We start from the raw sequence: 25945 nt of genomic DNA, 5'->3' as shown, positions 1-25945 counted from the left end.
CTGTCCCGGGCCTTGGGTGTGATGAGAGTTCATGACTGGCCTTTGCGTGAGAACGTGCATTCAGGTGGACGGCGGGTGCGGGCACGCGTTTGGCGCGGGCGACCGATCCCCCGGCGCCGGCAGCATGTTTTTGGCTGCGGCGCCGGGGCTCGCCGTTGAAGGCATTGCTGCGCTAGGTACCCGGATGCAGGATCACCTTGGTCCAGCCGTGGTCGCGCGCGTCGAAGTGCTGGTAGGCGTCCGGCGCCTGCTCCAGTTTCAGCTCGTGCGACACGATGAACGACGGCTTGGCGCGGCCGGCGTGGATCAGGTCGCGCAGCTGCCGGTTGTAGGCCTTGACGGGGCACTGGCCGGTCGCATGCCAGCCGGTCGGGAAGATGTCGGCGCACATCACGTAGTCCGACTGTTTTTCTTCCGCGTCCGGCGGCAGTTTCAGGCACATGAAGTCGGCCCAGGGTACGCGCAGGAATTCGGCCTGGTCGCCCTGCCAGGGGCCCATGTCGGCAAAGCCGAAGGCGCCGCCGGCCACGCCGGGTTCGTTGGCCTTCAGGCAGTAGTTGGTCAAACCACGCTCGCAGTTCTTTGCAGTGGCCGCAGCTGATATTGAAGGGCATGCAGACCCAGTCGCCGGGCTTGAGACGCTCGACTGCGGGGCCGACTTCCATCACCACGCCAAGGTTTTCGTGGCCAAAGACGCGGCCCTGCTCGAAATCGGTCCGGCCCTCGTACATGTGCAGGTCGGACCCGCAGATGTTGGTGCTGGTGATCTTGATGAGGGCGTCGGTGGGGCGTTCGATCTTCGGGTCTGGCACGTCTTCGACGGCGACCTGGTTGGGACCTCGATACACAACAGCTTTCATGGTCAACTCCTGGAGCTGCTTGAAACGAACGTCCCCTTCCCCGGGTATCGCAGGACGCGGCAATCCGTTTCGGCAGTTGTTGGTAAAACCCGCGGACAACCGCGGGACCGTCTGCCCGCCGCGCAAGCCTCGACAACCGCAGGGGAAGGCACAGGTTAGGCACGGGTTCGGTTAACCGCAAGCGGCGATTCGTTTGGTTTGCGCAAGCTTCGGCGGCATCCCATCCATTCGGCCGGACAGGCCCGCACGCGCGCGCCCGAGGCGCGGACATCGATGCCATGCGGCGGCAGAGTGGCTTTTTCTCCACCGCGAAAATACTTCGCGAATCGCGCTTGTGGGCTGGTGTTCGAGCATGTAGCCTTGCCCGTTCCATTTCCCTGATCCGCCGGTCACGGCGAGTCTCCTGCCCATCCGGGCCCGCGCAGCAACGCTGCTGCTTTCGCAAAGGAAGTGCCATGCGCATCACATGCGGCTCACTCGCAGTCCTCGTTGCAATCGCAGGTTTGTCGTTCGGGACGACGTTCGCACAGACGCAAGCCCAGCCGGCCTCGCAGCCGGCGCAGCGAAGCGCGACGACGCTGCAGCAGGCGGCGCAGTTCGACCATCAGGTCACCGGCGTGACCGTCAGCGAAAAGGGCAGGATCTTCGTCAACTTCCCACGCTGGACGGAAGACGCACCGCTGTCGGTGGCGGAAGTCCTGCCCGATGGGCGACTGCGTCCTTATCCCGACGCGCAATGGAACGCCTGGCGCAACACGCGCCGCGACGAGCTCTCGCCGGCCGAGCACTGGGTCTGCGTGCAGAGCGTGGTGGCCGACGGTCGCGGCAGCGTCTGGGTGGTCGACCCCGCGGCGCCGGCGGTGGACGGCCTGGTTCCGGGCGGGCCGAAGCTGGTGCGCATCGATCTCGCCAGCGACCGCGTGGCCCAGGTGATCCGCTTCGGCCAGGATGTCGCGATCCCGGGCTCTTACCTGAACGACGTCCGTTTCTCGCAGGACGGCAAGTATGCATTCGTCACCGACGCCGGGCAGCGCGGCGCCCTGGTCGTGGTGGAACTCGCCAGCGGCAAGGCGCGCCGGGTACTCGACGGCCATCCCTCGACCCAGCCCGAAAAAGGCGTGGTGGTACGCACCGACGGCAAGCCGCTGCGCTATCCCGACGGACGGCCGGTGCTGTTCGCCGCGGACAGCATCGCCCTCTCGTCCGATGGCGCCTGGCTGTACTGGAAACCGCTCACCGGCACGACCCTGTACCGCATCCAGACCGCCGCGCTGATCGGCCGCGGCCTGGCCGGCGAAGACGTCGCCGCCCAGGTCCAGTCCTACGGCAAGGTCGGGCCCACGGACGGGCTCTGGATCGGCCGAGGAACCGAGACCCTGTATCTCAGTTCCATCGAAGACAACGCCGTCAAGGCGCGCGACCTGGCCGCGGGTCCGGACGGCCGGATCCGCACGGTGGTGCAGGACCCGCGCCTGCGCTGGCCCGACACCTTCAGCCAGGGCCCCGACGGCAGCCTGTACGTGACAAGTTCGCGTATCCAGGACTCGGCCTTTTTCAACCGGGACGCGCCGCTGGCTCTTCCCACGCAGCTGTGGCGCCTGCCTCGGCCACCCGACTGAGATCCGCAGGTCGGATCGTTACCAAGGGAGGATCGATCATGGCAGGTACTACCGATACACAACGGGACGGCAAGGCGCGGCAAGGCGGATCCCGCACCGCCGCGGCCGCCGGGCCGATGCAGCATCTCGGCTGGGTCCCGGTCGCGCTGGGCGCGGCCGCCATCGTGGCCGGACTCGGCGGCCGCCGCAAGGGCGCCACGGCGCTTGCACTCGGCGCCGTGGCCGGCGCCGGCGCGCTCGACGCGGTGCGCAGCATGCAGGCGGCCCGCGAAGGCCCGGCCGGGGAACCGGAAGTGGAACGTTCGATCACGATCGGCAAGGGCGCGGACGAGCTGCGCACCTCCTGGCTCGACCCGCGCACGCTGCCGCAGATCATGGGCGGCTTCGCGACGGTGCGCGGCACCGGTGGCGGGCGCATGCACTGGAAGGTGGACGGCCCCCTCGGCCACGCCCACGAATGGGAAACCGAGACCGTCGAGCAGCCGGGTGGCGGCGCCGGCTGGCGCTCCATGCCGGGCGCGGCCATCCGCAACGAAGGGCAGATCCGCTTCCAGCCCGCCCCTGCCGGGCGCGGCACCGTGGCCACCCTGCGGGTGCGCTTCGAGCCGCCGGCCGGCGCGCTCGGCGCGGGACTGCTGCAGCTGTTCGGCGCCACCCCGCTGAAGGTGCTGGCCGAAGGCGTGCTGCGCCGCTTCAAGAACCTGGTCGAGACAGGCGAGATCCCCACGACCGCACGCCAGCCTGCGGCGCGCGCCGACACCCATTGAGGAGAACGGACATGAGAGCACTGTACTGGAACGGCGTGAACGACCTGCGTGTCGGCACGGTGAAGGACCCGGAAATCGTGAACCCGCACGACGCCATCCTGCGCGTCAGCCTGTCGACGACCTGCGGCTCGGACCTGCACTTCATCGACGGCTACATCCCGAGCATGAAGGCCGGCGACGTGATCGGCCACGAGTTCATGGGGGTGATCGAGGAAGTCGGGCCCGCCGTCAAGCGCGTGAAAAAGGGCGACCGCGTCGTCGTTCCTTCGTTCATCGTGTGCGGCGAATGCTGGTATTGCCAGCAGTCGCTGTACTCCTTGTGCGACAACACCCACCCCAAGCCCGAGCTGCAGGAACCCCTGCTGGGCGGCTATCCCACCGCCGGCATCTACGGCTACACCCACGCCTTCGGCGGCTATGCGGGCGCGCACGCGCAATACGTGCGCGTGCCGTTCGCCGACAACGACTGCTTCAAGGTGCCCGACGGCGTGGCCGACGAGACCGCGCTGTTTCTCTCCGATGCCGCGCCGACCGGCTACATGGGCGCCGATTTCTGCGACATCCAGCCTGGCGACACGGTGGCGGTCTGGGGCTGCGGCGGCGTCGGCCTCATGGCCCAGCAGAGTGCGCGCCTGATGGGCGCCGAACGCGTGATCGGGATCGACCGCTTCCCCGAGCGCCTGCAGATGGCGCGCCAGCACGCCGGTTCCGAAACCATCGACTACACGCAGGTCGACAGCGTGCTGGACGTGCTCAAGGAAATGACCGGCAGGCGCGGGCCGGATGCCTGCATCGACGCGGTCGGGATGGAGGCGCACGGCACCGGGCCGCAATACGCCTACGACCTGGTGAAGCAGGCCCTGCGCCTGGAGACCGACCGCGGCCAGGCCCTGCGCGAAGCGATCATGGCCTGCCGCAAGGGTGGCACCTTGTCGGTGCTCGGCGTCTACGGACTGATCGACAAGTTCCCGATGGGCGCCATCATGAACAAGGGCATGACGATGCGCACCGCCCAGCAGCACGGGCAAGCCTACATGGAGCGGCTGCTCGCACATGCGCAGAAAGGCGAACTGAACCCGGCCTACCTCGCTACGCACCGTTTCTCGCTCGAGGATGGCCCGCGCGGCTACGACATGTTCAAGCACAAGACGGACGGGTGCGTACGCGCGGTGTTCGCTCCCTAGCAAGTGGGCGCCTGCCAAGTCGATTCCCCTCGCAGGCGCCCTTTCGCTGTTGCCTCTCGTTCCTCGTTTCCCTTCCCGCTCGATCCAGCCAACGGCCCCTTCCTGGATGCTTGTTGATGTGTTGTTGGCGTGTTCGGAGTCCATAGCGTGTGTGTTTCCGGTTCGCTTGGCGGCCTGAATTGGTTAGTTACTTTTTTTATAAGCTGACGGCATCGCCATGCCTTCCCTTGCACCGTGCCCGCCATCCGGGTCAGAACCAGGATTCCCTGACCGTGATGACGTCATCCGCCTGCACGGCATCTTCCAGCTTCGCCTCGCTCGTGCGGGACGCCCCGGTCGCGTCGCGGCGCGTGATGCGAAGCCCGCGCTGGGTGCCGCGCTGCGTCAGGCCGCCGCTGGCGGCAATCGCCTGCTGCACGGTCATCGCGCGCTCGACGCGTAACGGTCCCGGCCGCTGCACCTCGCCCATGACGTAGGCGCGCGGCGCGCGCTCGACGAAGATGATGTCGCCGCCGCTGACTTCGTAATCGCGGTTCAACTCGCCCTTGCGCACGATGTCGACGACGTCGATCGTCTCGCGCGTCGCGACCCCGTTTCGATTGCGCACCAGGCCCACCATGTCGCCACCTTCGGGGCCGACCCCGCCGGCCACGGCCAGCATGTCGAGCACCGTGCGCGGCCCGTCGACCGGATAGCGCCCGGGACGATTCACCTGGCCCAGCACCGACACCTGCTGGCTGGCGAAGCTCGTCACCAACAGGTTGACCTGCGCAATCTTGAGCACCCCATTCTTCTGGAGCAAACCGCCGATCTTCTGCTCCGCCTGTTGCGTCGTCAGTCCGCCAACCTGCACCTCGCCCACCAGCGGGAACGTCATCGTCCCGCTATCGGAAATGCGCGTTTCGATCGCCAGATCGGGATTGCCGTACACCGATGCCTTGACCACGTCGCCCGGGCCGAGCACCAGGACCGCTGCACCCGCCGCGCAGGCCTGCAAGCCCAGGACGGCTGCGATCACCAAGCCAATGATGTGTTTCATGTTCGCTCCTTACCGGTCGTTGAAAGGCATTCGAAGGCGTGGTTCCATTGCTCCCAAGCTCAGAACTGCGCGCTGGCCGACACACTCATGCTGTTCGACCGGATGGCGGCGCTGCGCAAGACTTCCGCCCCGCTGCGCGCCTCGTGCGCGAGCGTGGCTTTCACCTGCAAGCTCGGCTTTGGCGACCAGGTCGCGGCCAGGCTCCGTGTACGGATGGCGTCGCGGCTGCTTTCCAGGCCGAGCGAGCCCGTGCGCACCGCGTAATGACGGCGAATGTAAGCCGCGCCGGCGTCGATCCTGATCTTGGCGCTTGCATCCCAGCGGGCGCCGACGCTGGCGCCATCGTTCAATGTGTAGCTCACTTCCGGGCTCTCGAACGGCGCGAAATCGCGCCAGACCGCGGCGCTGTAGCTCACCTTGCCACGTGGCTGGTAGCTTGCGTCGATCCTGCCCATCGGGCCGCTCGCCCTGCCGGAACCGTAGGATGGCTGCTCGCGCCGCGTGTAGCCGACGAGCGCATCGACGCTTGTCGCGCCGCCGGCCCGCCACAGCACGCGTGCCTTCAGTTCGTCCTGCGTGAAGTCGCCGGACGCGGCCGGACCGCCGGTGCGCGGGTACGGGTAGCGGCCCTCGAGCCGGCGCGCCACCAGGCCCAGGGTGCTGCCGCTGGCAGGCAGGTAATCGACACCGATCTCGGCGGCGTCTTCGGTCCGGTCGTTGAAGCGCTGCGCGGACAGTTCATAGCGGTAGGTATCGCGCCGCACGCCGGCGCGTGCTTGCCAGGACGGATGGAAGCGCCATGCGCCTTCGGCGAATCGGGCGCGGCGGTGCCGCAGGTTGCGCTGGTCGCTCTGCATGTCGGTGTAGGATGCGAGCACCTGCTCCTGCAGCATGCCGGTCTTGCCCGCGAGCCGGTTGCCAAGCTGCCAGAACCAGGTTGCCTGCAGATCCTTGCCGTTGTAGTCGAGTTGCCGGAAGCGATCGAAGTTGTACCGGGACAGCTTGGCCACGAGCGATAGGCGCTGTCGGCCGTAGGTCTGGTCGAACAGCAGGCCCGCCTCGCGCTGCCACCACCGGTCGGAGCGCGGACCAGGGAAGGCTGCGCTGCCTTCGGGCGCGCGCAGCAGGTTGTCGTCGTAGCCGAAGCCCGTGCCGCCGTACAGTTGCAAGCCATCATTGGGAGCGGCCCTGGAAGGCAGGGCGAGCAGGCAGGCAGCCAGCAAGGCAAGAGGCCGCATGCAGGAACCGGACATCGGGGATGAAGCGTTCGTGCACGTCGGCGGCATCATCGGATTCGCTTTCAGCTCGACGCCTCATCGGGTGCATGGTGCGCATGGCCCATGCATCGCCGCAATTGCACGCCTCGATCGCTTGTACGTCGATTTACAAGCAGCCGGCGCCATCACCCTGTCGCTGCAGGCAACACCCCTGCCCTCTACCATCGCGCCCGCGGTATCGGCCGGGACTACGCTTCAGCATGGTACACCCATTCCGTGTGCATATTGGCCATTCATTTGCGCGGCGTTGTGACTGGCGCGCCCAGCGCGCTGGAAAAGCATCATGGCCAACACGATTTCCACATAAACCTCAGGATTTATTTATCAATAGTTTGAGGAATATCAAACAACCGTAAGCGGCCCCGTCAGTCGAATCCCGTTAGCCGTAAGCTCTGACGACATCCTTCATGCATGTTACATAACGGCGGCGATATGAATAACACTGATCAGGTCAGGCGCAAGTTCCTTTATGGAATGCTGGGCACGCTGGCTGCGCCGGGGCTGGGCATTCCAGCGTTTGCAGAATCAGGTTTGCGCATGCGGACCGAATGGCAGCAATTCAAGCTTGGTCCGCAATACAACGCCTTCCTGAACGCCATGACGGCGCTGCGCAAGAATACCAAGGCAAGCAGTGCGGGCTCGCTCAAGTATTGGACGAATGTCCATATTAATTATTGTCCTCACGGAACGCCGTATTTCCTCTCATGGCACCGGGGTTATCTCTACCATTTCGAACGCCAGCTGCGAACGCTCTCGGGCGACCCGAGCCTGAATCTGCCGTATTGGGACTATTATTCCCATCCCACCATTCCGGCGGAATTCACCGATCCTGCTCCGAGTAATCCCCTGTACCTGGCGCGCACGGGCAGCGACGTGTACAACGCGCTTTCCTTATGGCCGTTCGCGCCGGAGGTATTCAACTTCGAACGCGGCACGGCGAATGGCTTCGAGGAGCGGATCGAGACCATCCCGCACAATCCCGTCCATGACCTGATCGGCGGCATCATGAGCACGATGCAGTCCCCGCTCGATCCCATCTTTTTCCTGCACCACGCCAACATCGACCGCCTGACGCATGCCTGGGCGCTCCCGGATGGCAAGGGAATCCCGTATTCCGCCAATCCCTATTCGTCGACCAACAGCAGCGCCTATTGGGCTGGCGAGAATGTCTACGCATCCAAGCTGAAACTGGCACGCTACCTGACGCTCGATCCCAACTGGCTCGGTTATGACTATGCCAACGTCACCGTACCGGGCGCACTGCCGTCCCAAGCGTCCGGCACGGCCCGGGCTGCCACCCGGCGCCAGCAGACGACCCGGCGTCCCCCGGACAAGCCGTTCGAGCGCACGCCGGGGCGCACGATTTCCACGACACGGCGCTCTTTGGGGGGCGCGGCGCGGCTGGGTTTCGACGAAGCCTCGTTTTCGATCCCGCTCACCTTCGGCAGGAAGGATGCGCTCGAACTGGCGGCGCTGGTCGCCAGGCTGCGCGCCGGCAGGCCACGCGATGACGCGCGCGCGCCGGCATCGGCCAAGCTGGTAATCGACCGCCCCACCCTGTCCGGGGCCGGCAGCGCCGGCGGTTATTTCTACGCCCTGTACCTGGATATGCCGCCGGCGCTCGATTCCCGGTTTGCCGACCACCCGACTTTCCTCGGCACGATGGGCGCGTTCCAGGTCGCAAGTGCGTCGCACCATGGTCCGGCCAGGCAGGAATTCGATCTCGCCGCCGTCATGCTCGGGCACGATAGCGACGACTTTTCCCGGCTCTCGCTGTCATGGGTGCGGGTCGATGGCGACCGGCCTCCACGTGGCCAGACGATCAGCGTGGCGGAAGCCCGGGTGGAATTGTCGTACGAAGCCGAGCCGGCCGAAACGCCGCGCATGCAAGGACGTCCTGGCTGGTATGCCTGACGGTTGACTCATTGGAACCGCCGCTGTTCCCCGGGCGATTATGAAAAGCAGAACGGAAGAGGATCGCGAACTGGTCCAGCTGGCGCAGACCGGGGACAGTCATGCTTTCGGGATGCTCATGCGGCGTTACACCCCTTCCCTCAGCCGATTCCTGCGGCGCTTCATGCGCGACTCCGACGATGTCGAGGACGTGATCCAGGAAACATTTATCCGGGCCTACATGGCGATCAACCGTTTCCGCAGCGATTCCACATTTGCAACATGGATCGTTCGTATCGGAATCAACGCAGCCAAGGATGGCCTGGCGCTGCGGCAGCGCCAGGGTCCGCAACTGGCCAGCCTGGGCGACGAGGATGACGACAGCAAGACCCTGGTCGAGGCGCGGGCGGACCTGGACACGCCGGAGTCCAGGCTGGAAACGAAGGAAGCGATGGCCCTGCTCGAGGCCGCCCTGGCAACGCTCCCGGAAGAACAGCGCATGTCCTTCGAGCTGCGCGAGATCGAGGGACTGACCTATGAAGAGATTGCCTGGCAAATGCATTGTCCCGTGGGAACTGTGCGCAGCCGTATCCATCGTGCGCGGGACTCGCTCACCTCGGCACTGCGGTTGCATTGAAGCAGGTGGCCCAAGGCGGACAAGGCCGAAAAAAAAGCCATGGGCACCGAAGTGCGCCATGGCTGGGGATGAAACCGCTGGTTTATGACCGGCGCATCAAGGCGCGATGCCGACCGAATGGTTCAGGTTGTTGAAGCCGGTTGCCGCTTCCCAGGTATTGGTATTCGCCATCTGGATCGAATACTCCGGACGGTTGCGCAGCGAGGCCTGTGGATCGGGCAGGTTCAGCAGCAGCGCATAGGTACCGCGCGGCATGGTCGATGGCAGGGTCACGGTCTGGTTGATCGTGGCCGTCTGGTTGGCCATCCAGCGGCGCGGGTCCGCCGCCAGTTTCACAGGGAACAGCGCGCCGGTGGCGGTATTGCGGAACACGAGTTCCACGTTACGGCTGTTGTACGGCGCGGCCCAGCCCTGGTTCTGGATCGACAGGTTGACCGAGAAGCTGCCGCCCGGCGTGGCCGTGCCCGAGTACGTACCCGAGGTCATGACGAAGCGGTAGCCCAGCTTCTGGTCGACCTTGGCGAAGCAACCCTGGTTTCGCCAGTTGTTCAGCACCGACACGTTGTAATCCAGGTTCAGGTAGGACCAGTGGAATTTCTCCATTTCGCTCAGGCTGCACCGCGCACCGGCCGGGCTTGTCCTGTATGCGGGAAAGGCGATCAACGACCGCGGCGACATCCTGGCCGATTCGAATGCGGGACTCGTGCTCTTGCGTCCTGGCATGCAGGGCTCGGCCGCGCCCGTGCTGGGGCCAATCGTCGCGGCCAGCGACGCGCTCGCGCCCGGCGTGCCCGGCGATCTCACAGTCGCCTTTACCGATACCAACGCGTCCGAGACCCATACGGCCTCGGCCAGCATCGACGACGCCTGCCCATCGGCGCCGCCGGTCGTGCGCGAGGTGCGCGGCAACGGCGAAGTCAATCTCCGCCATACCTTTTGCCAGGCAGGCAGCTTTACGGTCAGGGTGAAAGTGACGGACCGGGCCGGCAACGCGACCGAGGTGCACCGGATGCTGTCGGTCGGCGATGGGTCCGCATCGGCATCGGCGTCATCGGCGAGGGCGCTGCGCACGCTGGCGCAATAGGCGGCGATGTCCCTGGCGGTATCGCTGTCACCTGCCTAGTTCGTCGAACAAGGTCGTGATGACCGGACGCAGTTGCTCGCTGCCGGTCGCGGTCAGGTGGGCGTCGTCGAAATAATAAGGCCGGCCGTTTTCTCCCAGCATCTGGCAGACCGGCCGGCAAAACACCTGGTCGGTGCGATACACCCGGAATCCCGGCCCGGCCAGGTTCGCCACCGCATCTTCGAATGCACGCTGGCGCTGGCTGTACCCCGAGGACGAGACGACAGGAAGCGGCACGCCGTCCGTGATGTTGTTGATTAACATTTTAGGAACACTCTGCTGCCAAACCGGGATTGGCAACAGATAGGCAACCCTGATCCGATGCGGCGCCAGGGCGGCGACCAGCCGTCCTATCGTTTGCGCGCTGACGGCCCCGGGCGAAAAGTGCAGGACCACGGCCTCGACCCGTTTGTCGCGCGCTTCGCGCACCACATCCTCGACCCCGACCCGCCCGCCGGCCATGAGCGGGGTATTCTGCACGATGAAACGCACGGCGATGCCGCGCGACCGCGCCACCGACAGGAACGTTCCCTTGATCGCGTCCGCATGGCTGTTCCCCACCAGAAGCACCGCAGGCGCCGAGGCCGCCAGCTCCGGCGTCAGGTTGCACGAGACATCGCCCCGATGCAGCAGCGAATACATCTCGCCGCAGCGGAACGCATCGCGGTCGAACCAGGCCTCATAGATCAGGCGTTCCCGCGCCGGAAACAGATACGACTGGGTCTGGAGGGCCAGCGGGATCGCCGCCACGGTGAGGACCGCCGCCGCAAGCGAGAACCGGATGCCCCGTGCGCGCTGCCGGAACGGCTGCTCGACACCGGCAAACAGCAGCGCGCTGCAGGCAGCGATCATACCAAGCAGGCACAGCGCAGACACCGGATCGGGCGCGGTCAAGAGCGTGCCGCTGAACGGCTGGTACAGGAACAGGACGATGACGGGAAAGTGCGCCAGGTAGACCGAATACGACCAGGTTCCCAGGCGTGCCAGCGCATGCGACACGGGATGTGCCTGGGCCCAGCGCGGCAAGCCGAATGCGAGCAGCGTGCCGCATGCCAGGCTGACGATCAAGGCGTGCAGGCCGGGGTGGCCCGCAACGAAGCCGAGGGCGTTTCCATCGAGAGCGAGCAGCGGCACCGTCACCAGCACCGCAAGCGCCGTCGACGACGCGATCGTCTTGCCCCTGCCCGCCGTTTGCCATCGCCCGCCCAGCCAGGTCGCCACGCCAAACCCGAGCAGGAACTCCCACAGGCGAAAAGGCAGCAGGAAGAAGGCGCTGCTGGGCGACACACCGACGGCCAGGAAACAGCCGCCTGCCGACAGCAGCGCGATCAGGGCGTAGCCAGGCCGGTATCGCCGGCACAGGCCCGCGACCAGCGGCACCAGGAGATAGAACTGGATTTCGAGGCTGAGCGACCAGAGGTGGAGCAGCGGTTTGAATGCACTCTTGTCGAAATACGAGTTCTCCATCCAGAAGCCGACATTCGACAGGAAGGCGGCGCCAAACAGGGCTTGATGCGCGACCTGGAAAAAGTCGTTCGGCGTCGTGACGAAGGCCGCGCCCAGCAAGGTGACGAAGATCGTCGCGCAATATGCCGGCAACAAGCGGGCGGCGCGCTTGAGGAAGAATTCGCGCTTCCTGGCCGGGTCGTACATCACCGCCATCAGATACCCGCTGATCACGAAAAAGATATCCACGCCGAGAAAGCCGCTGTGAAAGCCCGGCGCCTGGAGGTGAAACAGGACCACGAACAGCACCGCCAGTCCGCGCAGCACCTGGATATCCTCGCGATATTCCATGATTTGCCGCCCCTCTATGATGGCAAGGCCGGGCATGGCTTGCGCTCGGGGCAAGGGCAGGCAAACAGGGCCTCCCACATGGCGGCGATCTTCGGCATCGAAAAGCGCTCGCGCACCTGCGTCGCCCCTGCAGCGAACGTGTGGCGCAGGGCATCGTCGCCCATCAGGCGCCCGAGCGCCGCGCCGAACAGGGCGGCGTCGCCGGCCGGCACCAGCAAGCCGTCGACGCCATGGCGGATGATGTCCCGCGGACCCGTATCGCAGTCAAAACTGACCGCAGGCAAGCCATAGGCCATCGCTTCCACCAGCGTGTTGGGGAAGCCCTCGAAATCCGAACTCATGCCATACAGCGCGGCCTGGCTGTACCACTCCCCCGGGTTGCCGACGCGGCCGGGCAGGAACACCCTGCGTTCCAGGCCGGCGGCGCGCACCTGCGCCTCCAGGGCCGCGCGCTCCGGGCCTTCTCCGAGAATGACGAGGTCCCAGTGCGGATGGCGCGATGCAAGCAGGCCGAAGGCGCCGACCAGGGCAGCGAAATTCTTCTCCGCGCTGAGACGGCCCACGCCCAGCAGGATGTGCCGGTCCGGGGCGCAGCAGCGGCGCGGATCGAGACGCGGTGCGTGCGCAGGCAAGGGCCAGGTGACCGCGTTCGGGATGACCACGATTTTGCGTGCCCCGGTGTGGAGCGTCAGCCAGTGCGCGCATTCCTGGGTCAGCGCCACCACCGCGGACAGGCGCCCGTATGCCTGGCGGCGCATCGTTTCCCACAGGATGCCCATCGGCGCCTTGGGCGGGAAGTTGTGTTCGGACCCGAAGGTGCATAGCCCGGGCAGCCCCCATGCCGCCGCGGCCAGGACCACGTTCGCCGTGTGCATGGCGGACAGCGCGACCTCGGGCCGTAGGGCAAGCAGCACGCGGCGCAGGGCCCGTACGCGCCGCGCCGTGCGTACGATTCCCGCCAGCAGGTTCGGGCGCGTGTCCGCCAGGTCCAGGGACACGCGTTCGACAGCGGGGTCGAGCCTGTAGAAGTCGCTCGTGCGCGGCGCCACCGTCACGATCGTGAGCGCCCACCCGATCGACGCCCAGTAATTGGCGAGATTGGCGACGACGCGCTCGGCGCCGCCATTTTCGAGCGAATGAATATAGATCAGCAGGCGCATGGCGGGCTGACGGACGGTGCGGCGGCAAGCCGGAATCCGGCGGGCATCGTGGCGGCCGGCCCGGCCAGGTTGCGGTCGAGGTACACGCTGCCGCTTGCCGTCGACACCGAGGGATTGGCGACCATCCGGCCCGAACTCCCTGCCGCTACTGCGCCGTGCAGGCGAATCCGGTCCCACTGGCGTGCCGTCCGCGGCTGCACGCCATGGTCGTCGTGGTCGAACAGGTACATGGCCGCCAGCGACTGCCTGCTGAGGATATTCACGGTCGCATCGATGTCGCGCATGGCGCCCTCGGCTTGCGGCCCCTGGTGATAGAAATGCACGTAGCTGCCATGGATGCAGTCGCCCGAGACGTCGATCCGCACGCGCACCTGCTCGACATCGCCCAGGCGCGCCCCCGCGCACACCAGGGCGACGAAACCATTGCTTCCGGGCCAAGCCCGCGTGGCCGAGGCCCTGACCACGACATCGGCCTGCCGCGCCGCATAGGCGATGAAGGCACGGCGCACGTTATGGCAGTCGAGTTCGACGCTGACGGGTCCGGCAATGTTGTTGGCGCCCACCCCATAATAGGCATGCCTGAGTTCGCCCTGCACGTGTATGTCGGACAGCAAATGGCGGCCGGCGGCATCGTTATTCGATGCCAGCATGCCCAGCACGTGCTCGGCCCGGCAATCGACCAGGCGCATGCCGCTGCTGGGCCGGTCGGCCTGGATTCCCACGCAATACATGCCCTGCCAGTCGATCCAGGGGAAGAAGCCGTGGTCGACGAAGCTCGCGCCGGCCAGGGTCACGTTGTCGAAGTTATGGAAGTAGAACATGTGCGGCACGACCGGCTTGACCGTGGTCGCCACGAACACGGCCCCGTATGCGGAAATCACGACGTCGCGCAGGTCGCGGCAGAGCAGGATATCGTCGGCGCCGTCGAGCATGCCGACATCGTAGGTGCCGGGCGGTACCAGCAGCGTTCCCCCTCCCGCCGCCATCAGTGCTGCAAGCCCCCGCCGGAACGCCTCGGCCAGCATCGAGCGGCCGACGCCCGGCCGCCCGGAAAAGTCGGCCAGGCTGACGGTGGCGCCCGTTGGCGGGGCGGCCAGGTGGCGCGGCTGCCAGGCCGGCGCCACCACGACGCGGGCCTGCCGCTCCGGCGTCGCCAGCGCAAGCGCGCCCGCGGCCAGGCCGCGCGCGAGGAACAGGCGCCGCCCGGCGCCGCTCTGCGGATTCCCAGCCATCGTCGACGCCTCCTTCGTCTCCGTGCACTGTCGCGTGNGGCGGCCCCCCCCACGACGCGGGCCTGCCGCTCCGGCGTCGCCAGCGCAAGCGCGCCCGCGGCCAGGCCGCGCGCGAGGAACAGGCGCCGCCCGGCGCCGCTCTGCGGATTCCCAGCCATCGTCGACGCCTCCTTCGTCTCCGTGCACTGTCGCGTGCGGTGTGCTTACATCTTCCAGGTGTCCGCCTGGTTGCGGCATGCGTGAAACAGCCTGAACGCACGATCCGCGAACCAGGTCCCCTTGCGCGCATGCAGCCGCAGCTTCAGGCGCCGCACCGCGCCGTGCGCGCACGTCGCAGCCACGGTGTCCAGGTTCGCCAGCAGGGCCCGGCGCGAACGGTAGATGTGCAGCTGGTCCATGTCGAGCCGCTCGCCCAGCATCCTCTCCTTGAAGCCGAACTCCCCGCCGCCGAGGTAGAACTTGCGCCCACCGCGCCGTATGCTCTCGCAGATCGTGTGGTAGACGCACAGCGCGCCCAGGCCGTGGCGCTCGTAGGCCGGGTCGTGCGCCGTGATCTCCCCGAACAGGCAGCTGCCGACGCGGTAGTTCAGCGAGCCGGCGCACACGCGGCCGTCGATCAGCAGCAGCGCGACGAACCCGCAGGTCCGCGCGAGCGCCATCATGCGCCCGACATCGTGCCTGAGCCGCACGCCACGCGCGCCAATGCGCTGCTCGCTGAGCCGGGCAAGATGGCGGACCGCCTCCTCGTCGATCTCGCCATTGACGAGATATTTGATCGTGAACGTAGGAAAGTGTCTGGCGACACCGTTGAGACGGGACCGCAACCTGGCGCGTGTCGATTTTCCCAGCGCCGCCAGGTAGTCGTCCGGCGTGGCCGGCAGCGGTATCACCCAGGTTTCCTTGGCATTGTGCCGTTGCACCGGGAAACCGATCGCGGCCGGGGCCGTGCGCACGGCGTTGAAGCGGATCACTTCGATCGCAGGCAGGTGTTCGAAGACATAGCGCGCAAAACGTGCCAGGACCGCAGGCGCGATCTCGATCATCTCGTTCAGCACCACCAGCCGCTGCCGCTCGCAATGGAACAGCAGGATCTCCGGCGCCCGGCCGGCGCTGCGGTCGATGTAGCAGCTGGCATTCCCGAGCGTGCGCCAGACGCGGAAGAACGGCAGCGAGGAATGCAGGGTCTCGTAGCTGGCGGCGAGTTCGTGCTCGACGAATGCGGGAACCTGGTGCAGGTAGCAGGTCGCGCCGGCGCCGTTCATTGCAGGCTCCCGGGTGGCGTGGCGTCGACGAAGCCGCAACGGCGCATGCCCTGCCGGCATGCCGCGCTGAGCCGTCCCGAATAATAGACGGCAGCATCGGCGCTGGTCCGGTCGAGCGTGGCGAGGATGCGCTCGACGAAGCGCTGGACCAGGTCGTCGCTTGCCTCCGCGCCGTGCGCCTGCAGGTCGAACAGGACCGTCGCGCCGGGTTCCACGCGCTGCGCCGGCGGCGGGCATGCGCCTTCCGCGCGGCGTGCGTGGGCCCAGCAATGGAGCACCAGCTTGTCGCATGGGGCGTAGCAGAACAGGTCGCAACGCTGCTCCAGGCGCCGCATCGCCATGCCGATGAACATGCCGCGCGTGACCGGGGCCGCGGCATCGTCGTACTTGAAGACGTCTTCCAGGCTGTTGCGCGACACCGCCAGCGTGCTGGTGCTGGTGCTGGCGCCGGGGTCCGGGGCGCAGGGGACGCCGGGGGCCAGGCGCCAGAATGCACGGCCTGTGCGCGCTGCCTGGCGCGGATGGCCGGGGGCCACGCGCCGCGCCAGGACCCGCAGTCTTTCCAGCACCGCCACCACGTCGGCCTTGCGCCGCCCGCTCATGTGCAGCAAGGCTTTTCCCGTTCGCCTGGCCCCGGCCGCGGCCCGCGCCTGCACGCGCTGCGCGAGACTGGCGGCCATGGTCAGCTCGAAGACCTCGTCGTGATCGGAGGCAAAGTGTTCCTTGTACGGGTCGCCGCCAGGCGTCAGGTCAAGCAGGCCGATCCGGTCCGCCGCCAGCTGGCTGCCAAGCAGCACGAGCAGCAGCTGGCCCGGGGAATGCGCCGCGAGTGCCGGCGCATGGGCGCTGATGCCCAGGTGGACCGTGCGCTCCTTGCTCAGCAGGCCGATATGGGCCGCCGCCAGCGCCGCGCCCACGGTCAGCACCGTCGTGTGCAGCATGCCGCGGCGCTGCAATTCGAGGTAGAAGCGTTTTTTCAGCGGATCGCTGAGGAAGGGCGTCTGCCGGTGCAGCGCCGCCTGGCGGAAATCGTACTGCAGGCAGATGTCGTCGAACAGGCGCCCGAACTGCGCCGCGCCGGTGACGCGCTCGAAGGCGAGCGGGCCCAGCCGGCTCAGGCGGTTGGCGTTCTGGCGATGCGTCTTCTTGCGCCTGAGCGTTTCCATGGCGGCCGGGTCGATGCGCAAGACCGGGCGCGCATGCGCGTGCAGCACGCAGTACTTGCGCTCGCCGGCGCCCGCTTGCAGGAAGCCGAGCGGAATACCGGGCGGCAGGTATTTCAGGCTCGTCCGCGCCTGCGGCAGCGCGGCGCGGAGGCAGGCGAAGGCCTCGTGCGCGAAGCGGTCGGCGTGGGCCGCGCCGGCAATCCAGCCCTGGTATTCGGCCTGGCCGGCGCCGGCGCCGGTGAGGCGCCTGCCGTCCGCGCTCCAGGCCAGCGTGAACAGGCCGCGCAGCGTACCGTCGGCGGCTGCGTCGACCAGGACCAGGGGCGCGTGGCGCTCGCGGTAGATGGCGTACCAGGGCAGGACGAAATCGGGGTGCTGGCAGCCGGTCGCCCACGGACAGCGTGCATGCAGCGACTTCCAAAGCGCGACGAACGCCTCGGAACCGATATGCGCCAGGGCCGGCTCGCCGCTCAGGATCTGGACGCCCATGGCTACTCCTGCAGGGTGGGCGCCGCGACCGCGGGCAGCAGCGCCCTGCCCCCCGGCGCCGAATGGCTCGCCGCCTCTTCGATCTGGCGGATGGCCGCGAGGTACTTGTCGATGACGATGTCTTCGTCGAATTCGCGTACGACCTTGGCACGCCCGCTTGCGCCCATGCAGGTGCGCTGTTCCGGTGTCAGCTGCGCCATGCGGATCATCTTGTCGGCGAGGTCGGCGCCACTCTTGACGCGGCACAGGAAGCCGTTGCAGTTGTCGTCGACGATATCCTTGCACCCGACGACGTCGGTCGCAATGATCGGCCGCGCCGACGCCGCCGCCTCCAGCAGCGAATGCGGTACGCCCTCGCGGTACGAAGGCAGGACCACGCAGTCGGCCTGGCCGAGATAGGGCCGGACGTCGTCGGCCCGGTCCAGGTAGCGTACCAGCCCTTGCGCTTCCCATTCCCGGATCTGGCCGAGGCGGATGGCGTTCGGATTGTCGCTGTCGACACCCCCGAGCAGCTGGAATTGGCTGGCAGGAATGTGCCGGCGCACGATCCGTGCCGCTTCGACGTATTCCTCGACTCCCTTGTCCTTGAGCATGCGCGCAATGAGCAGGAAGCGAAAACCGGCCGGCGCAGGCGCGGCCATGGGTAGCGGCTGGAAATGGCGCAGGTCGATCCCCGATCCCGGCAACAGTTCCGACACGCTTTCCCTGGCCATTTTCGCGTCGAGGAAGAGCTGGCGGTCGTCGCGGTTCTGGAAGAACACGCGGCTGGAACGCCGCAGCGAAAAGCGGTACAGCCCCTTGACGAGCTCGGTAAGCATCGCTCCGTGCAGGAAGGTCGCGCCCAGGCCGCCGATATTGTTGATGACGGGGATCGCCAGCCCGCTCGCCGCAATCGACCCGTAGACATTCGGCTTGATCGTGAAGCCGAGGTAGGCGAGCGGCCGCACCGAATGCAGCACGCGCCGGTATTTCACCAGCAGCGCCAGGTCGCGGCTCGGGCTGGTGCCGTGCTGGTCCATGTGCAGCTGCTTGAAATGGCAGCCCAGCGCGGCGAGGCGCGGCGCGTACTCGTCGTCGTGGGCCAGGACCAGCACCTCGTAGCCCTGGCGCACGAACGACTTGACGAGGCCGGCACGGAAGTTACAGATGTTCCACGCCGTATTCACGGAAATGACGATTTTCTTGTTCATGAGACCGCTCCAGTCAGCTGCGCCGCCATGTCCGGGGCCGGCTGCGCACGCGGGCCCGCGCGGCGCTGCGCGAGCCAGGCCTGGAACATCAGCACGTTCCACAACGGGTATTGCCAGTTGCGCTGGCCCGACAGATGCTCGGTCCAGCAGCGCCTGACCAGCCCGGGTTCCAGGAAACCTTCATCCTCCAGCCGCGGCTGCGCGAGCAGGGCTTCTCCCCATTCGCGCAAGGGGCCGCGCAGCCAGTCGCCGACCGGGATCCCGAAGCCCATCTTCGGCCGCTCGATCAGCGCCGGCGGAACGTACCGGTACAGCACCTGGCGCAGGACCCATTTCGTGACGCCGTCGCGCAGCTTGTACGACTGCGGCAGGCGCCAGGCGAACTCGACTACCCGGTGGTCGAGGAGCGGGACCCGGGTTTCCAGCGATACGCCCATGGCTGCCCGGTCCACCTTGACCAGGATGTCGTCCGGCAGGTAGGTCAGCAGGTCGAGCGCCATCATCCGCTGCAGGCCGCCGAGCGCGTCCAGGCCCGGCGCATTCCCGTTCAGGGCCGTGGGCGGCTCGCTCCCGCCGCGCACCAGCGCTTCAGGATGCTCCCAGTGCGACACCAGGCCGAGGTAGAGCGCATCGAGCGACGCGCTGGTCATCACCTGGGCCCCCTTGTGCAGCTTGTCTCCCGTGTTCTGGAAGCGCATCGCCCGCGGCAGGCCCGGTCCCAGTACCCGCGCGGCCCGGTTCCAGGCGTCGACCGAGACGCCCGTGATGCCCCTGGCGGCGAGCCGGCGCAGCGGCAGCGGCGCCGCGCTGATCTTCTGCCACAGGGCGTCGACGAACTGGTAGCGGTTGTAGCCGCAGAACAGTTCGTCGCCGGCGTCGCCCGACAGCGCAACCGTCACGTGCCGCCGGGCCAGGCGCGACACCAGCATGGTGGGAAGCTGCGAGGAATCCGAGAACGGCTCGTCGTAGCTGTCCTGCAGCGCGGGAACGACGTCGCGCGCCTGCGCGGCGGTGACGTAGAGTTCGGTGTGGTCGGTCCCGAGGTGCCTGGCCACCGCCTTGGCGTGGTGGGCCTCGTTGAAGTCGCTCTCGAAAAAGCCGATGGAGAAGGTCTTCACCGGGCGCGGCGATTGCGCCTGCATCAGGGCGGTCACGGTGGACGAGTCGACGCCGCCCGACAGGAAGGCGCCGAGCGGCACGTCGGCCACCATCTGGGCGCCGACTGCATCGCGCAGCAGCACGTCGAGCGCCTCCACCGCCTGCTGCGGCGAGCCGCGAAACGGCCGGTCCACGCCGTCGGCCATCTGCCCGGCTGCGCTCCAGTAGGCCGACAGCGCGTGCTCGCGAAAGGGCGCAGCCAGGGTCAGGAGGCAGCCCGGGGGCAGCTTGAAGACATTGGTGTAGATCGAATACGGGGCCGGTATGTAACCGTGGCGCATCTGCAGGCAGAGCGCGCCGCGGTCGACGACATCCTCGAATGCGGGATGGGCACGCAGGGCTTTCAGCTCCGACCCGAACAGGAAGGCGCGCGCCCTGCCCTGCCCCTGCCAGCCGTAGTACAGGGGCTTTTCGCCGATGCGGTCGCGCGCCAGCGTCAGCGTCGTGGCCTGCCGGTCCCAGACGGCGAGCGCGAACATGCCGATCGCGCGCTCGACGGTGGCGGCGACGCCCCATTCCTCGAAGCCGGCCAGCAGCGTCTCGGTATCGGAGCCGCCGCGCCAGGGCAGGCGCTGCCGGTCCCCACCGAGTTCCCTGCGCAGCTGCAGGTGGTTGTAGATCTCGCCGTTGAACACCATCACGTAGCGGCCGCCGGGCGACTGCATCGGCTGGTGCCCGGCGGCCGACACGTCGACGATGGCCAGGCGCCGGTGGCCCAGCGCGACGCCGTGTTCCGGGTCGCACCAGTGGCCGGCATCGTCGGGTCCGCGGTGGGCGAGCGTGACGCTCATGCGCGCCACCAGCCGCGCCAGTTCCTCCCGTGGGTGGAACGCATCTGCCTTCAAGAAACCGGTGAGTCCGCACATGGGAGCCTCCCTTCATTCAAGACGCTGTCGTAGATCGACTCGAAGCGCGCGCGCACGCAGCGCATGCTGTAGCTGGCACGGATGCGTTCGCGCGCCTGCTGCCCGAGTTCGAACAGGTAGCCCGGGCCGCGCGCGACCAGGCCGGACACGCCGCGCGCCAGCGCCTCGGGGTCGGCCTTGCGCACCACCACGCCGGTATCGGCGAGGAGCACGGCGACGTCGCCCACGTCGGTCGCGACGCAGGGCAGGCCCATCGCCATGGCTTCGCCGACCACGTTCGGGAATGCCTCGGTGCGCGACGACAGGCAGAAGATGTCCATCCCCGCCAGGCAGACGGCGGCGTCGTCGCGTTCGCCCAGCAGCACGAAGCGGTCGGCGTAGCCGGTATGCCGGATCCAGCGGGCCAGGACACCGTTGGCGTCGTCCAGGCCGCGGCCGACCATCAGGAAGCGCAGGCGCTCGTCGTTCGCCGCCAGCTGGCCGGCCGCCTTCACGAAATTGCCGTGGTCCTTGTCCAGGTTGAACCTGCCGAGCGTGCCGACCACGATGTGCTGGGCGCGGAACCCGCAGCGCCGGCGCAGCGCGTCGCGCTCGGCCTCGCTCGCCGTCAGCGCCCCGAGGTCGAAGCCGTTGGCGACCACGGTCATGCGCCGGGTGTCGTAGCCGACCCGCGCATGCGAGCGCAGCGCCGCGTCGGCCACGCAGACATTCCCGGCTGACCTGGTTGCGCGGGAAGACGATGCTGCGGAAGCAGGCGCCCATCTCGGCCGCCAGGTTGCCCGCGCGCGCCAGGTCGTCGACGAAGCCCTCGGGTGTCGCTCCCTTGTCCCTGCAATAGAAATGGCTGTAGGTATGGGTCGCCAGTTCCTGCCCGTCGGTCGCGAGGATGCGCTCGACCAGGGGCCTGGCGAAGAACAGCGTCGGGTGCTGCCTGACCAGCGCATCCTCGAGGTCGGCGCACGCTCCGGGCGCCGCTGCAGTCCGGGTGCCGGGGCGGCGCCGCGTGCGCCACTCGCGGTAGTCGCGGCACATGATGGCGCCCACGGTGGCCCAGGTCGCGCGCACGCCATGGGCGCGGAAGCGCGCCAGCATCCGCGGGATGGCCTGCCATTCGCCCTGCACGTTGCGGCCATAGCCTGCGATGCTCTGCGTGTCTTCGACGCCCCAGAACATTTCGAAATCCAGCGAAATCACGAATTTGCCGTGGCTCATGGCCGCGCCCCTTCCAGGACGCGTTCGCCTGCACCGGCTGCCCGGCAGGCCTCGCGCCCCCACTTTGCCCTTCGGTACGGCGCGCGTGCCTGGCGCGCCCGGCCGGGCGCCGTCCACGCCGCGCGCGTGGAGACCAGCGCGCAGGTCGCCAGCCAATAGGTGTTTGCGTCGAGCATCTGGTGCGTGAACATCGACATCCAGGCGAACACGAAGACCATCGCCAGCTGCAGGCCGCGCTCGGCAAAAAAGCGTCCGCGCCACAGGATGACCAGCAGCCAGAGCCACAGCCCGATCCCGAACAGGCCGTATTCCGCCGCCAGCATCAGCAGCTGGTTATGGGTGCCGCCGCGGTGCCACCAGAACAGCGTGCTTCCCGCCCCCGCGCCGAACACGGGGTTGTGCAGGAAGAGTTCCCAGCCCGCCTTGATGACGCCGGCGCGCTCTTCCGAGCTGTCGTCGTCGAAACTGAAGCTCGAGAAAAAGTCCAGCCGCGACAGGATATTCCCCGCTGCGCCCTCGAACTCGCTGCGCGACTGCAGGTAGCTCTCGAAACTGCCTAGGCCAAGCACGAGCGCCGCCACCGCGCAGGCCGCGGTCACGGCCATCGAGCGCGGCAGCGCCCTGCAGACGATCATGATCGCCAGGACCGCGCCCCAGGCCATGATCGACGAGCGCGAAAACGTGACCAGGACCGCTGCGCCGGCAAGCAGCAGGAGTGGCCCGCGATAGCGCAGGCCGGTCACGGCGCAGGCGAGCAGGCACACGTGCAGCAGCGCCTCGCCCGCCTTGGTCGGATTGATGAACATCGCCGCCGCGCGCCCGAGGACCGCGCCTTCGATGTCGGGCGGGTAGAACAGGCCCGGGTTGGCGAAATCGAGCAGGACCGCGCACGGCAGCAGCACCGCCAGGACCGCTGCCGCATACAGGTAGGTCCTGGCGGGCGTGACGAAGACGACGAAGCCGAGCATGAGCGCGACCAGGATGTACTGGATCCGGGTCAGCACCAGCGCCGCACGCAGGCTGTCTCCCTGGTTCACGAGGTAGCCGGCGCCGGCGTCCGCGCCCGCCGGCCAGGCGGCGAGATGCACCAGGTTGAGCACGACCAGCGCACCGGCCCAGAGGGCGAACGGCGACAGCAGGTAAGCAACGAGCGCGCCGCGCCGCGCCCACAGGACCGGCGCCATCAGCAGGACCAGCAGGAAGTACACATACTTGGGCGGCAGGGATGCATCCTGGGTGTACAGGTAGATCGCCGCGTTGCCGTGGATTGCGCACAAGGCCAGGCCAAGCACTGCGCACTGGTAGAGCAGCAGGCCGCTCGACCGCTCCGGGCGCACCCTTGCGGCCGGAGCCGACCGGGTCCGGAAGACATGCACCAGGGACGGCTTGCCGCTCATGACAGGAATTCCCCCCTGTCGTTCACGCCGGCCGGGCGCCTGGGCGCGGCGCCTGCTTCCTCGAGCCGGCTGAACAGCGCCTCCCACATGCCCGCGACCCGCTCGATGCTGAAGCGCTCGCGCGCATCGGCCGCCTGCGCCGCGAAGTGTTGCCTGAGCACGCAATTCCCCATCAAGGCATCGAGCGCCTGCTCGAGTGCGTCCGGGTTGCCCGGTGCGACCAGCAAGCCGTCGACCCCGTGACGGACGATGTCGCGTGGCCCGGTATCGCAGTCGACGCTGACCACCGGCATGCCATGGCACAGCGCTTCCGCCAGCGCATTCGGAAACCCTTCGGAGTGCGACGCCAGTACGAACAGGTCGCAGCGCTCATGCCATTGGCCGACGTTGCCGGCGATACCGGGCAGGTGGACCCGGCCCGCGAGTCCCCATGCCGTGCGCGCCGCCTGGAGCGCCGGGCGCTCCGGGCCGTCGCCGAGGATCACGAGATCCCAGTCCGGGTGCCGGCCGCTGAGCCGGGCGAACACGGCCAGCAGGCCGCCGAAGTTCTTCACCGGGTCCAGGCGCCCGACCGCCAGCAGCACCCGGCGCGCCGGCGCGACCACTGCGTTCGGCACGATCCAGGGCGCGGCGCTCGGCAAGGGCCAGGCAACCGCATTCGGGATCACCGGAACGCTGCGCGCCGAGGTCTGCGTGGCGATCCACCGCCGGCACTCGCCCGTCAACGCGACCACGGCGTCCAGGCGGCCGTACGTGTGCCTGCGCGCGCTGCTCCATGGCCACGCCAGCGGCGCATGCGGCGGATAGCAGCGCTCCGACCCCACCCGCACCAGCCCCGGCATGCCGTGGCCGGCAAGCGCAAGCAGCACGCTCGGGGTGCTCATCATGGCGAGCGCCACCTGCGGCCGCAGGTGCGCGAGCAGGCGGCGCAGGGCCTGGATACGGCGCAGGTTCTGCAGCGCGGCGACCAGGGGCGAGCCGCTGTCGCCCGCCAGGCCGAGCACGCTGCGCCGCACGCCCGGGCGCAGGTCGTAGAAGTCTTCGCTCTGGGGCGCCAGGGTGGCCACCGTCACCTCCCATCCGGCATCGGCCCAATGGTTGGCGAGCGTGGCGACGGTGCGCTCGGCGCCGCCGCCGGCCATGCTATGGGTAAACAGGAGGATGTTCATGCGCGCCCCGTGTCCATGGCGCCCCCGCGCGATGCGCCGGCGCCGGCATCCCCCGTTCCACGCAGGACCAGGGCGTACCAGAAGAACAGGCCGGTCGACGCGTAGACCAGCATGGTGGCGAGCGCAATGCCATTCACGCCGAACGCGGGCACCAGCAGCAGGTTGCCCACGATCTTGGCTGCGCAGCCGATCAGGGCCGAATAGAACACCAGGCGATGGCGCCGCGCGCTCAGTGCATAGCTGACCAGGACCATCGACGCGAAGTAGAAAGGAATCTGGGGCAGCCCGTAGCGCAGCACCTGCGCCACCGCGAGCGTATCGGCTGCGCCGAACTGGCCGCGTTCGTACAGCAGCCGCACCACCCAGGGCGAGGCCGCATAGCTGGCCAGCATCGCCAGCAGGCCAAGCGCGAACAGGATGCCTGTCCAGAGGCGGGCGACGGCGCGCAGGCGCACGCGCTGGCGTTCACGCTCCTGCGCACGCTCTTGCTGCCCCTCTTGCGCATGCACTTGCGCAAAGATCGGAAGGGTCGCGCGCGACACCGCGATTGCCGCCAGCCCCAGGATCAGCGACAGGATCCGGTTCGCATAGCCGAGCATGGCGATCGCACCCGTGCCCAGCCCGGCCGCGTAGAACTGGTCGATCACCACGGTCAGGCTCATCAGCGCCTGGCCGCCGACCATGATGCCGAAACCCTGGCAGAACCAGCGCCACTGCGGCGACGATAGCCCGAGCCGCGGCGCGCCCTGCAGGCCGCGCCGGCCCGGCGCCGCCATCAGCGACAACAGATGCAGGGCGCTGCCGGCAACCGTTCCCCATACCAGCGCACCGATGCCGCCCCCGGGAAGCGCCATGACCAGGGCCGCAATCGACAACGTGGGGATGCAGTCGAGCAGCGTGTTCAGGTGGCGCCCGGCCGCCAGCATCCAGGCCGACTGCAGCGCGGTCAGCATCCCGAGCGGCAGCAGCAGCACCAGGCCCGGCAGCGCCGCCTCGGCCAGGCCGGCCAGGCGTGGCGGCAGCCCGCTTTGCCCGAGCCGGAACACATTGTGCAGCACCAGCCACGCGAGTACCGCCAGTCCGCACCCGGCGAGCATCACGACGCCGAGCAGTTCGGCGCGGAACCTGGCCAGCTGGCGCTGGCGGTCCTGCAGGCGTACCGCCAGCGGGACCAGCACGGCCGTCAGTACGCTTGCCCACACCCCGAGCGGCCAGCCGATCACGGTGTACAGGAACTGGTAGGCATCCACCTCCGGCCCCAGGCCATAGCGGTAGGCCACGGCCATTTCCTTCATGGCGCTGACCAGTTTGCCGACAAACACGAAAGCGGCGACCGTGAGCATGCCTTTCAGGATGGCGGCATGGTCCGGCGCGGCCGCGTGGAACCGGGTGCCGAGCGCGCGCAAGGGCTGCACGAAGACCGATCCGGTGGAGCCAGGCCGCATGGC

The 25945-nt window shown here is 67.9% G+C and carries 22 protein-coding genes and 1 pseudogene; 7 read left to right on the top strand and 16 right to left on the bottom strand.

Annotated features, from left to right (window positions below; all coding sequences use genetic code 11):
• Positions 1-172: 172 nt before the first annotated feature.
• Complete coding sequence (locus QWL29_RS26930) at positions 173-565, bottom strand: MDR/zinc-dependent alcohol dehydrogenase-like family protein (protein ID WP_441295503.1); 393 nt, start codon at positions 563-565, stop codon at positions 173-175.
• A gap of 67 nt (positions 566-632) precedes the next feature.
• Positions 633-731: pseudogene (locus tag QWL29_RS26925) on the bottom strand (hypothetical protein); the annotation flags it as partial.
• 584 nt (positions 732-1315) lie between these two features.
• Between QWL29_RS26925 and QWL29_RS06840 the strand changes: the two are divergent.
• The 3 genes from QWL29_RS06840 to QWL29_RS06830 are packed head-to-tail and all read left to right on the top strand — an operon-like array spanning position 1316 to position 4430.
• Positions 1316-2479 (top strand): L-dopachrome tautomerase-related protein, encoded by a 1164-nt coding sequence (locus QWL29_RS06840; protein ID WP_305822135.1) that lies wholly within the window; start codon positions 1316-1318, stop codon positions 2477-2479.
• A gap of 38 nt (positions 2480-2517) precedes the next feature.
• Complete coding sequence (locus QWL29_RS06835) at positions 2518-3246, top strand: SRPBCC family protein (RefSeq protein ID WP_305822134.1); 729 nt, start codon at positions 2518-2520, stop codon at positions 3244-3246.
• Between the two features lie 11 nt (positions 3247-3257).
• On the top strand, positions 3258-4430 hold the full coding sequence (locus tag QWL29_RS06830) for a zinc-dependent alcohol dehydrogenase (protein WP_305822133.1): 1173 nt from the start codon (positions 3258-3260) through the stop codon (positions 4428-4430).
• Between the two features lie 250 nt (positions 4431-4680).
• Here the strand turns inward: QWL29_RS06830 and epsE are convergent, their stop codons facing one another.
• Both epsE and epsL read right to left on the bottom strand, forming a co-directional pair.
• Positions 4681-5469 (bottom strand): polysaccharide export protein EpsE, encoded by a 789-nt coding sequence (epsE, locus tag QWL29_RS06825; protein ID WP_305822132.1) that lies wholly within the window; start codon positions 5467-5469, stop codon positions 4681-4683.
• Between the two features lie 59 nt (positions 5470-5528).
• Entirely contained in the window at positions 5529-6707 is a 1179-nt protein-coding gene (gene epsL / locus QWL29_RS06820; RefSeq protein WP_305822131.1) for an XrtB/PEP-CTERM-associated polysaccharide biosynthesis outer membrane protein EpsL, read from the bottom strand.
• Between epsL and QWL29_RS06815 the strand changes: the two genes are divergently transcribed.
• The 3 genes from QWL29_RS06815 to QWL29_RS06805 all read left to right on the top strand — a co-directional run bounded on the left by QWL29_RS06815 (position 6706) and on the right by QWL29_RS06805 (position 9276).
• A complete protein-coding gene (locus QWL29_RS06815) occupies positions 6706-6999 on the top strand; it encodes a hypothetical protein (protein ID WP_305822130.1) in 294 nt (97 codons plus the stop codon). The genes epsL and QWL29_RS06815 overlap by 2 nt on opposite strands.
• A 158-nt stretch (positions 7000-7157) precedes the next feature.
• A complete protein-coding gene (locus tag QWL29_RS06810; RefSeq protein WP_305822129.1) occupies positions 7158-8660 on the top strand; it encodes a tyrosinase family protein in 1503 nt (500 codons plus the stop codon).
• 40 nt (positions 8661-8700) lie between these two features.
• Positions 8701-9276, top strand: coding sequence for a sigma-70 family RNA polymerase sigma factor (locus QWL29_RS06805; RefSeq protein WP_305822128.1), 576 nt, complete (start codon positions 8701-8703; stop codon positions 9274-9276).
• Between the two features lie 96 nt (positions 9277-9372).
• Here the strand turns inward: QWL29_RS06805 and QWL29_RS06800 are convergent, their stop codons facing one another.
• The gene (locus QWL29_RS06800) at positions 9373-9954 is read right to left on the bottom strand and encodes a DUF4832 domain-containing protein (protein ID WP_305822127.1); all 582 of its coding nucleotides are present in this window, start codon (positions 9952-9954) and stop codon (positions 9373-9375) included.
• Between the two features lie 25 nt (positions 9955-9979).
• Between QWL29_RS06800 and QWL29_RS06795 the strand changes: the two genes are divergently transcribed.
• Positions 9980-10360, top strand: coding sequence for a PKD domain-containing protein (locus QWL29_RS06795; RefSeq protein ID WP_305822126.1), 381 nt, complete (start codon positions 9980-9982; stop codon positions 10358-10360).
• A gap of 27 nt (positions 10361-10387) precedes the next feature.
• Here QWL29_RS06795 and QWL29_RS06790 read toward each other — a convergent pair whose 3' ends face one another.
• The 11 genes from QWL29_RS06790 to murJ form a co-directional block, all read right to left on the bottom strand.
• The gene (locus QWL29_RS06790) at positions 10388-12232 is read right to left on the bottom strand and encodes an acyltransferase family protein (RefSeq protein ID WP_305822125.1); all 1845 of its coding nucleotides are present in this window, start codon (positions 12230-12232) and stop codon (positions 10388-10390) included.
• A complete protein-coding gene (locus QWL29_RS06785) occupies positions 12211-13356 on the bottom strand; it encodes a glycosyltransferase family 4 protein (protein ID WP_305822124.1) in 1146 nt (381 codons plus the stop codon). Before QWL29_RS06785 ends, QWL29_RS06790 begins: the two co-directional genes overlap by 22 nt.
• Complete coding sequence (locus tag QWL29_RS06780; protein WP_305822123.1) at positions 13344-14588, bottom strand: hypothetical protein; 1245 nt, start codon at positions 14586-14588, stop codon at positions 13344-13346. Before QWL29_RS06780 ends, QWL29_RS06785 begins: the two co-directional genes overlap by 13 nt.
• A 203-nt stretch (positions 14589-14791) precedes the next feature.
• Positions 14792-15850, bottom strand: coding sequence for a GNAT family N-acetyltransferase (locus tag QWL29_RS06775; protein WP_305822122.1), 1059 nt, complete (start codon positions 15848-15850; stop codon positions 14792-14794).
• Complete coding sequence (locus tag QWL29_RS06770) at positions 15847-17505, bottom strand: GNAT family N-acetyltransferase (protein WP_305822121.1); 1659 nt, start codon at positions 17503-17505, stop codon at positions 15847-15849. The genes QWL29_RS06775 and QWL29_RS06770 overlap by 4 nt, the downstream gene beginning before the upstream one ends.
• 2 nt (positions 17506-17507) lie before the next feature.
• The gene (locus QWL29_RS06765; protein ID WP_305822120.1) at positions 17508-18695 is read right to left on the bottom strand and encodes a glycosyltransferase family 4 protein; all 1188 of its coding nucleotides are present in this window, start codon (positions 18693-18695) and stop codon (positions 17508-17510) included.
• Positions 18692-20719: an asparagine synthase (glutamine-hydrolyzing) gene (gene asnB, locus QWL29_RS06760; RefSeq protein ID WP_305822119.1), complete on the bottom strand. Its 2028-nt coding sequence runs from the start codon at positions 20717-20719 to the stop codon at positions 18692-18694. The genes QWL29_RS06765 and asnB overlap by 4 nt, the downstream gene beginning before the upstream one ends.
• The gene (locus tag QWL29_RS06755; RefSeq protein ID WP_305822118.1) at positions 20695-21420 is read right to left on the bottom strand and encodes a glycosyltransferase; all 726 of its coding nucleotides are present in this window, start codon (positions 21418-21420) and stop codon (positions 20695-20697) included. The genes asnB and QWL29_RS06755 overlap by 25 nt, the downstream gene beginning before the upstream one ends.
• Before the next feature lie 507 nt (positions 21421-21927).
• Positions 21928-23328 carry an O-antigen ligase family protein gene (locus QWL29_RS06750; protein WP_305822117.1) on the bottom strand — a complete coding sequence of 467 codons (1401 nt, stop codon included), beginning with the start codon at positions 23326-23328 and terminating at the stop codon, positions 21928-21930.
• On the bottom strand, positions 23325-24497 hold the full coding sequence (locus tag QWL29_RS06745) for a glycosyltransferase family 4 protein (RefSeq protein ID WP_305822116.1): 1173 nt from the start codon (positions 24495-24497) through the stop codon (positions 23325-23327). The genes QWL29_RS06750 and QWL29_RS06745 overlap by 4 nt, the downstream gene beginning before the upstream one ends.
• A complete protein-coding gene (gene murJ / locus QWL29_RS06740) occupies positions 24494-25942 on the bottom strand; it encodes a murein biosynthesis integral membrane protein MurJ (RefSeq protein ID WP_305822115.1) in 1449 nt (482 codons plus the stop codon). Before murJ ends, QWL29_RS06745 begins: the two co-directional genes overlap by 4 nt.
• Between the last annotated feature and the right edge of the window lie 3 nt (positions 25943-25945).

Origin of the sequence: Massilia brevitalea (assembly GCF_030711405.1) — a bacterium.
Classification (GTDB): domain Bacteria; phylum Pseudomonadota; class Gammaproteobacteria; order Burkholderiales; family Burkholderiaceae_D; genus Telluria; species Telluria brevitalea.
The sequence above is the reverse complement of the archived record's forward strand: the minus strand, read 5'-3'. Positions and strand labels throughout refer to the sequence as shown.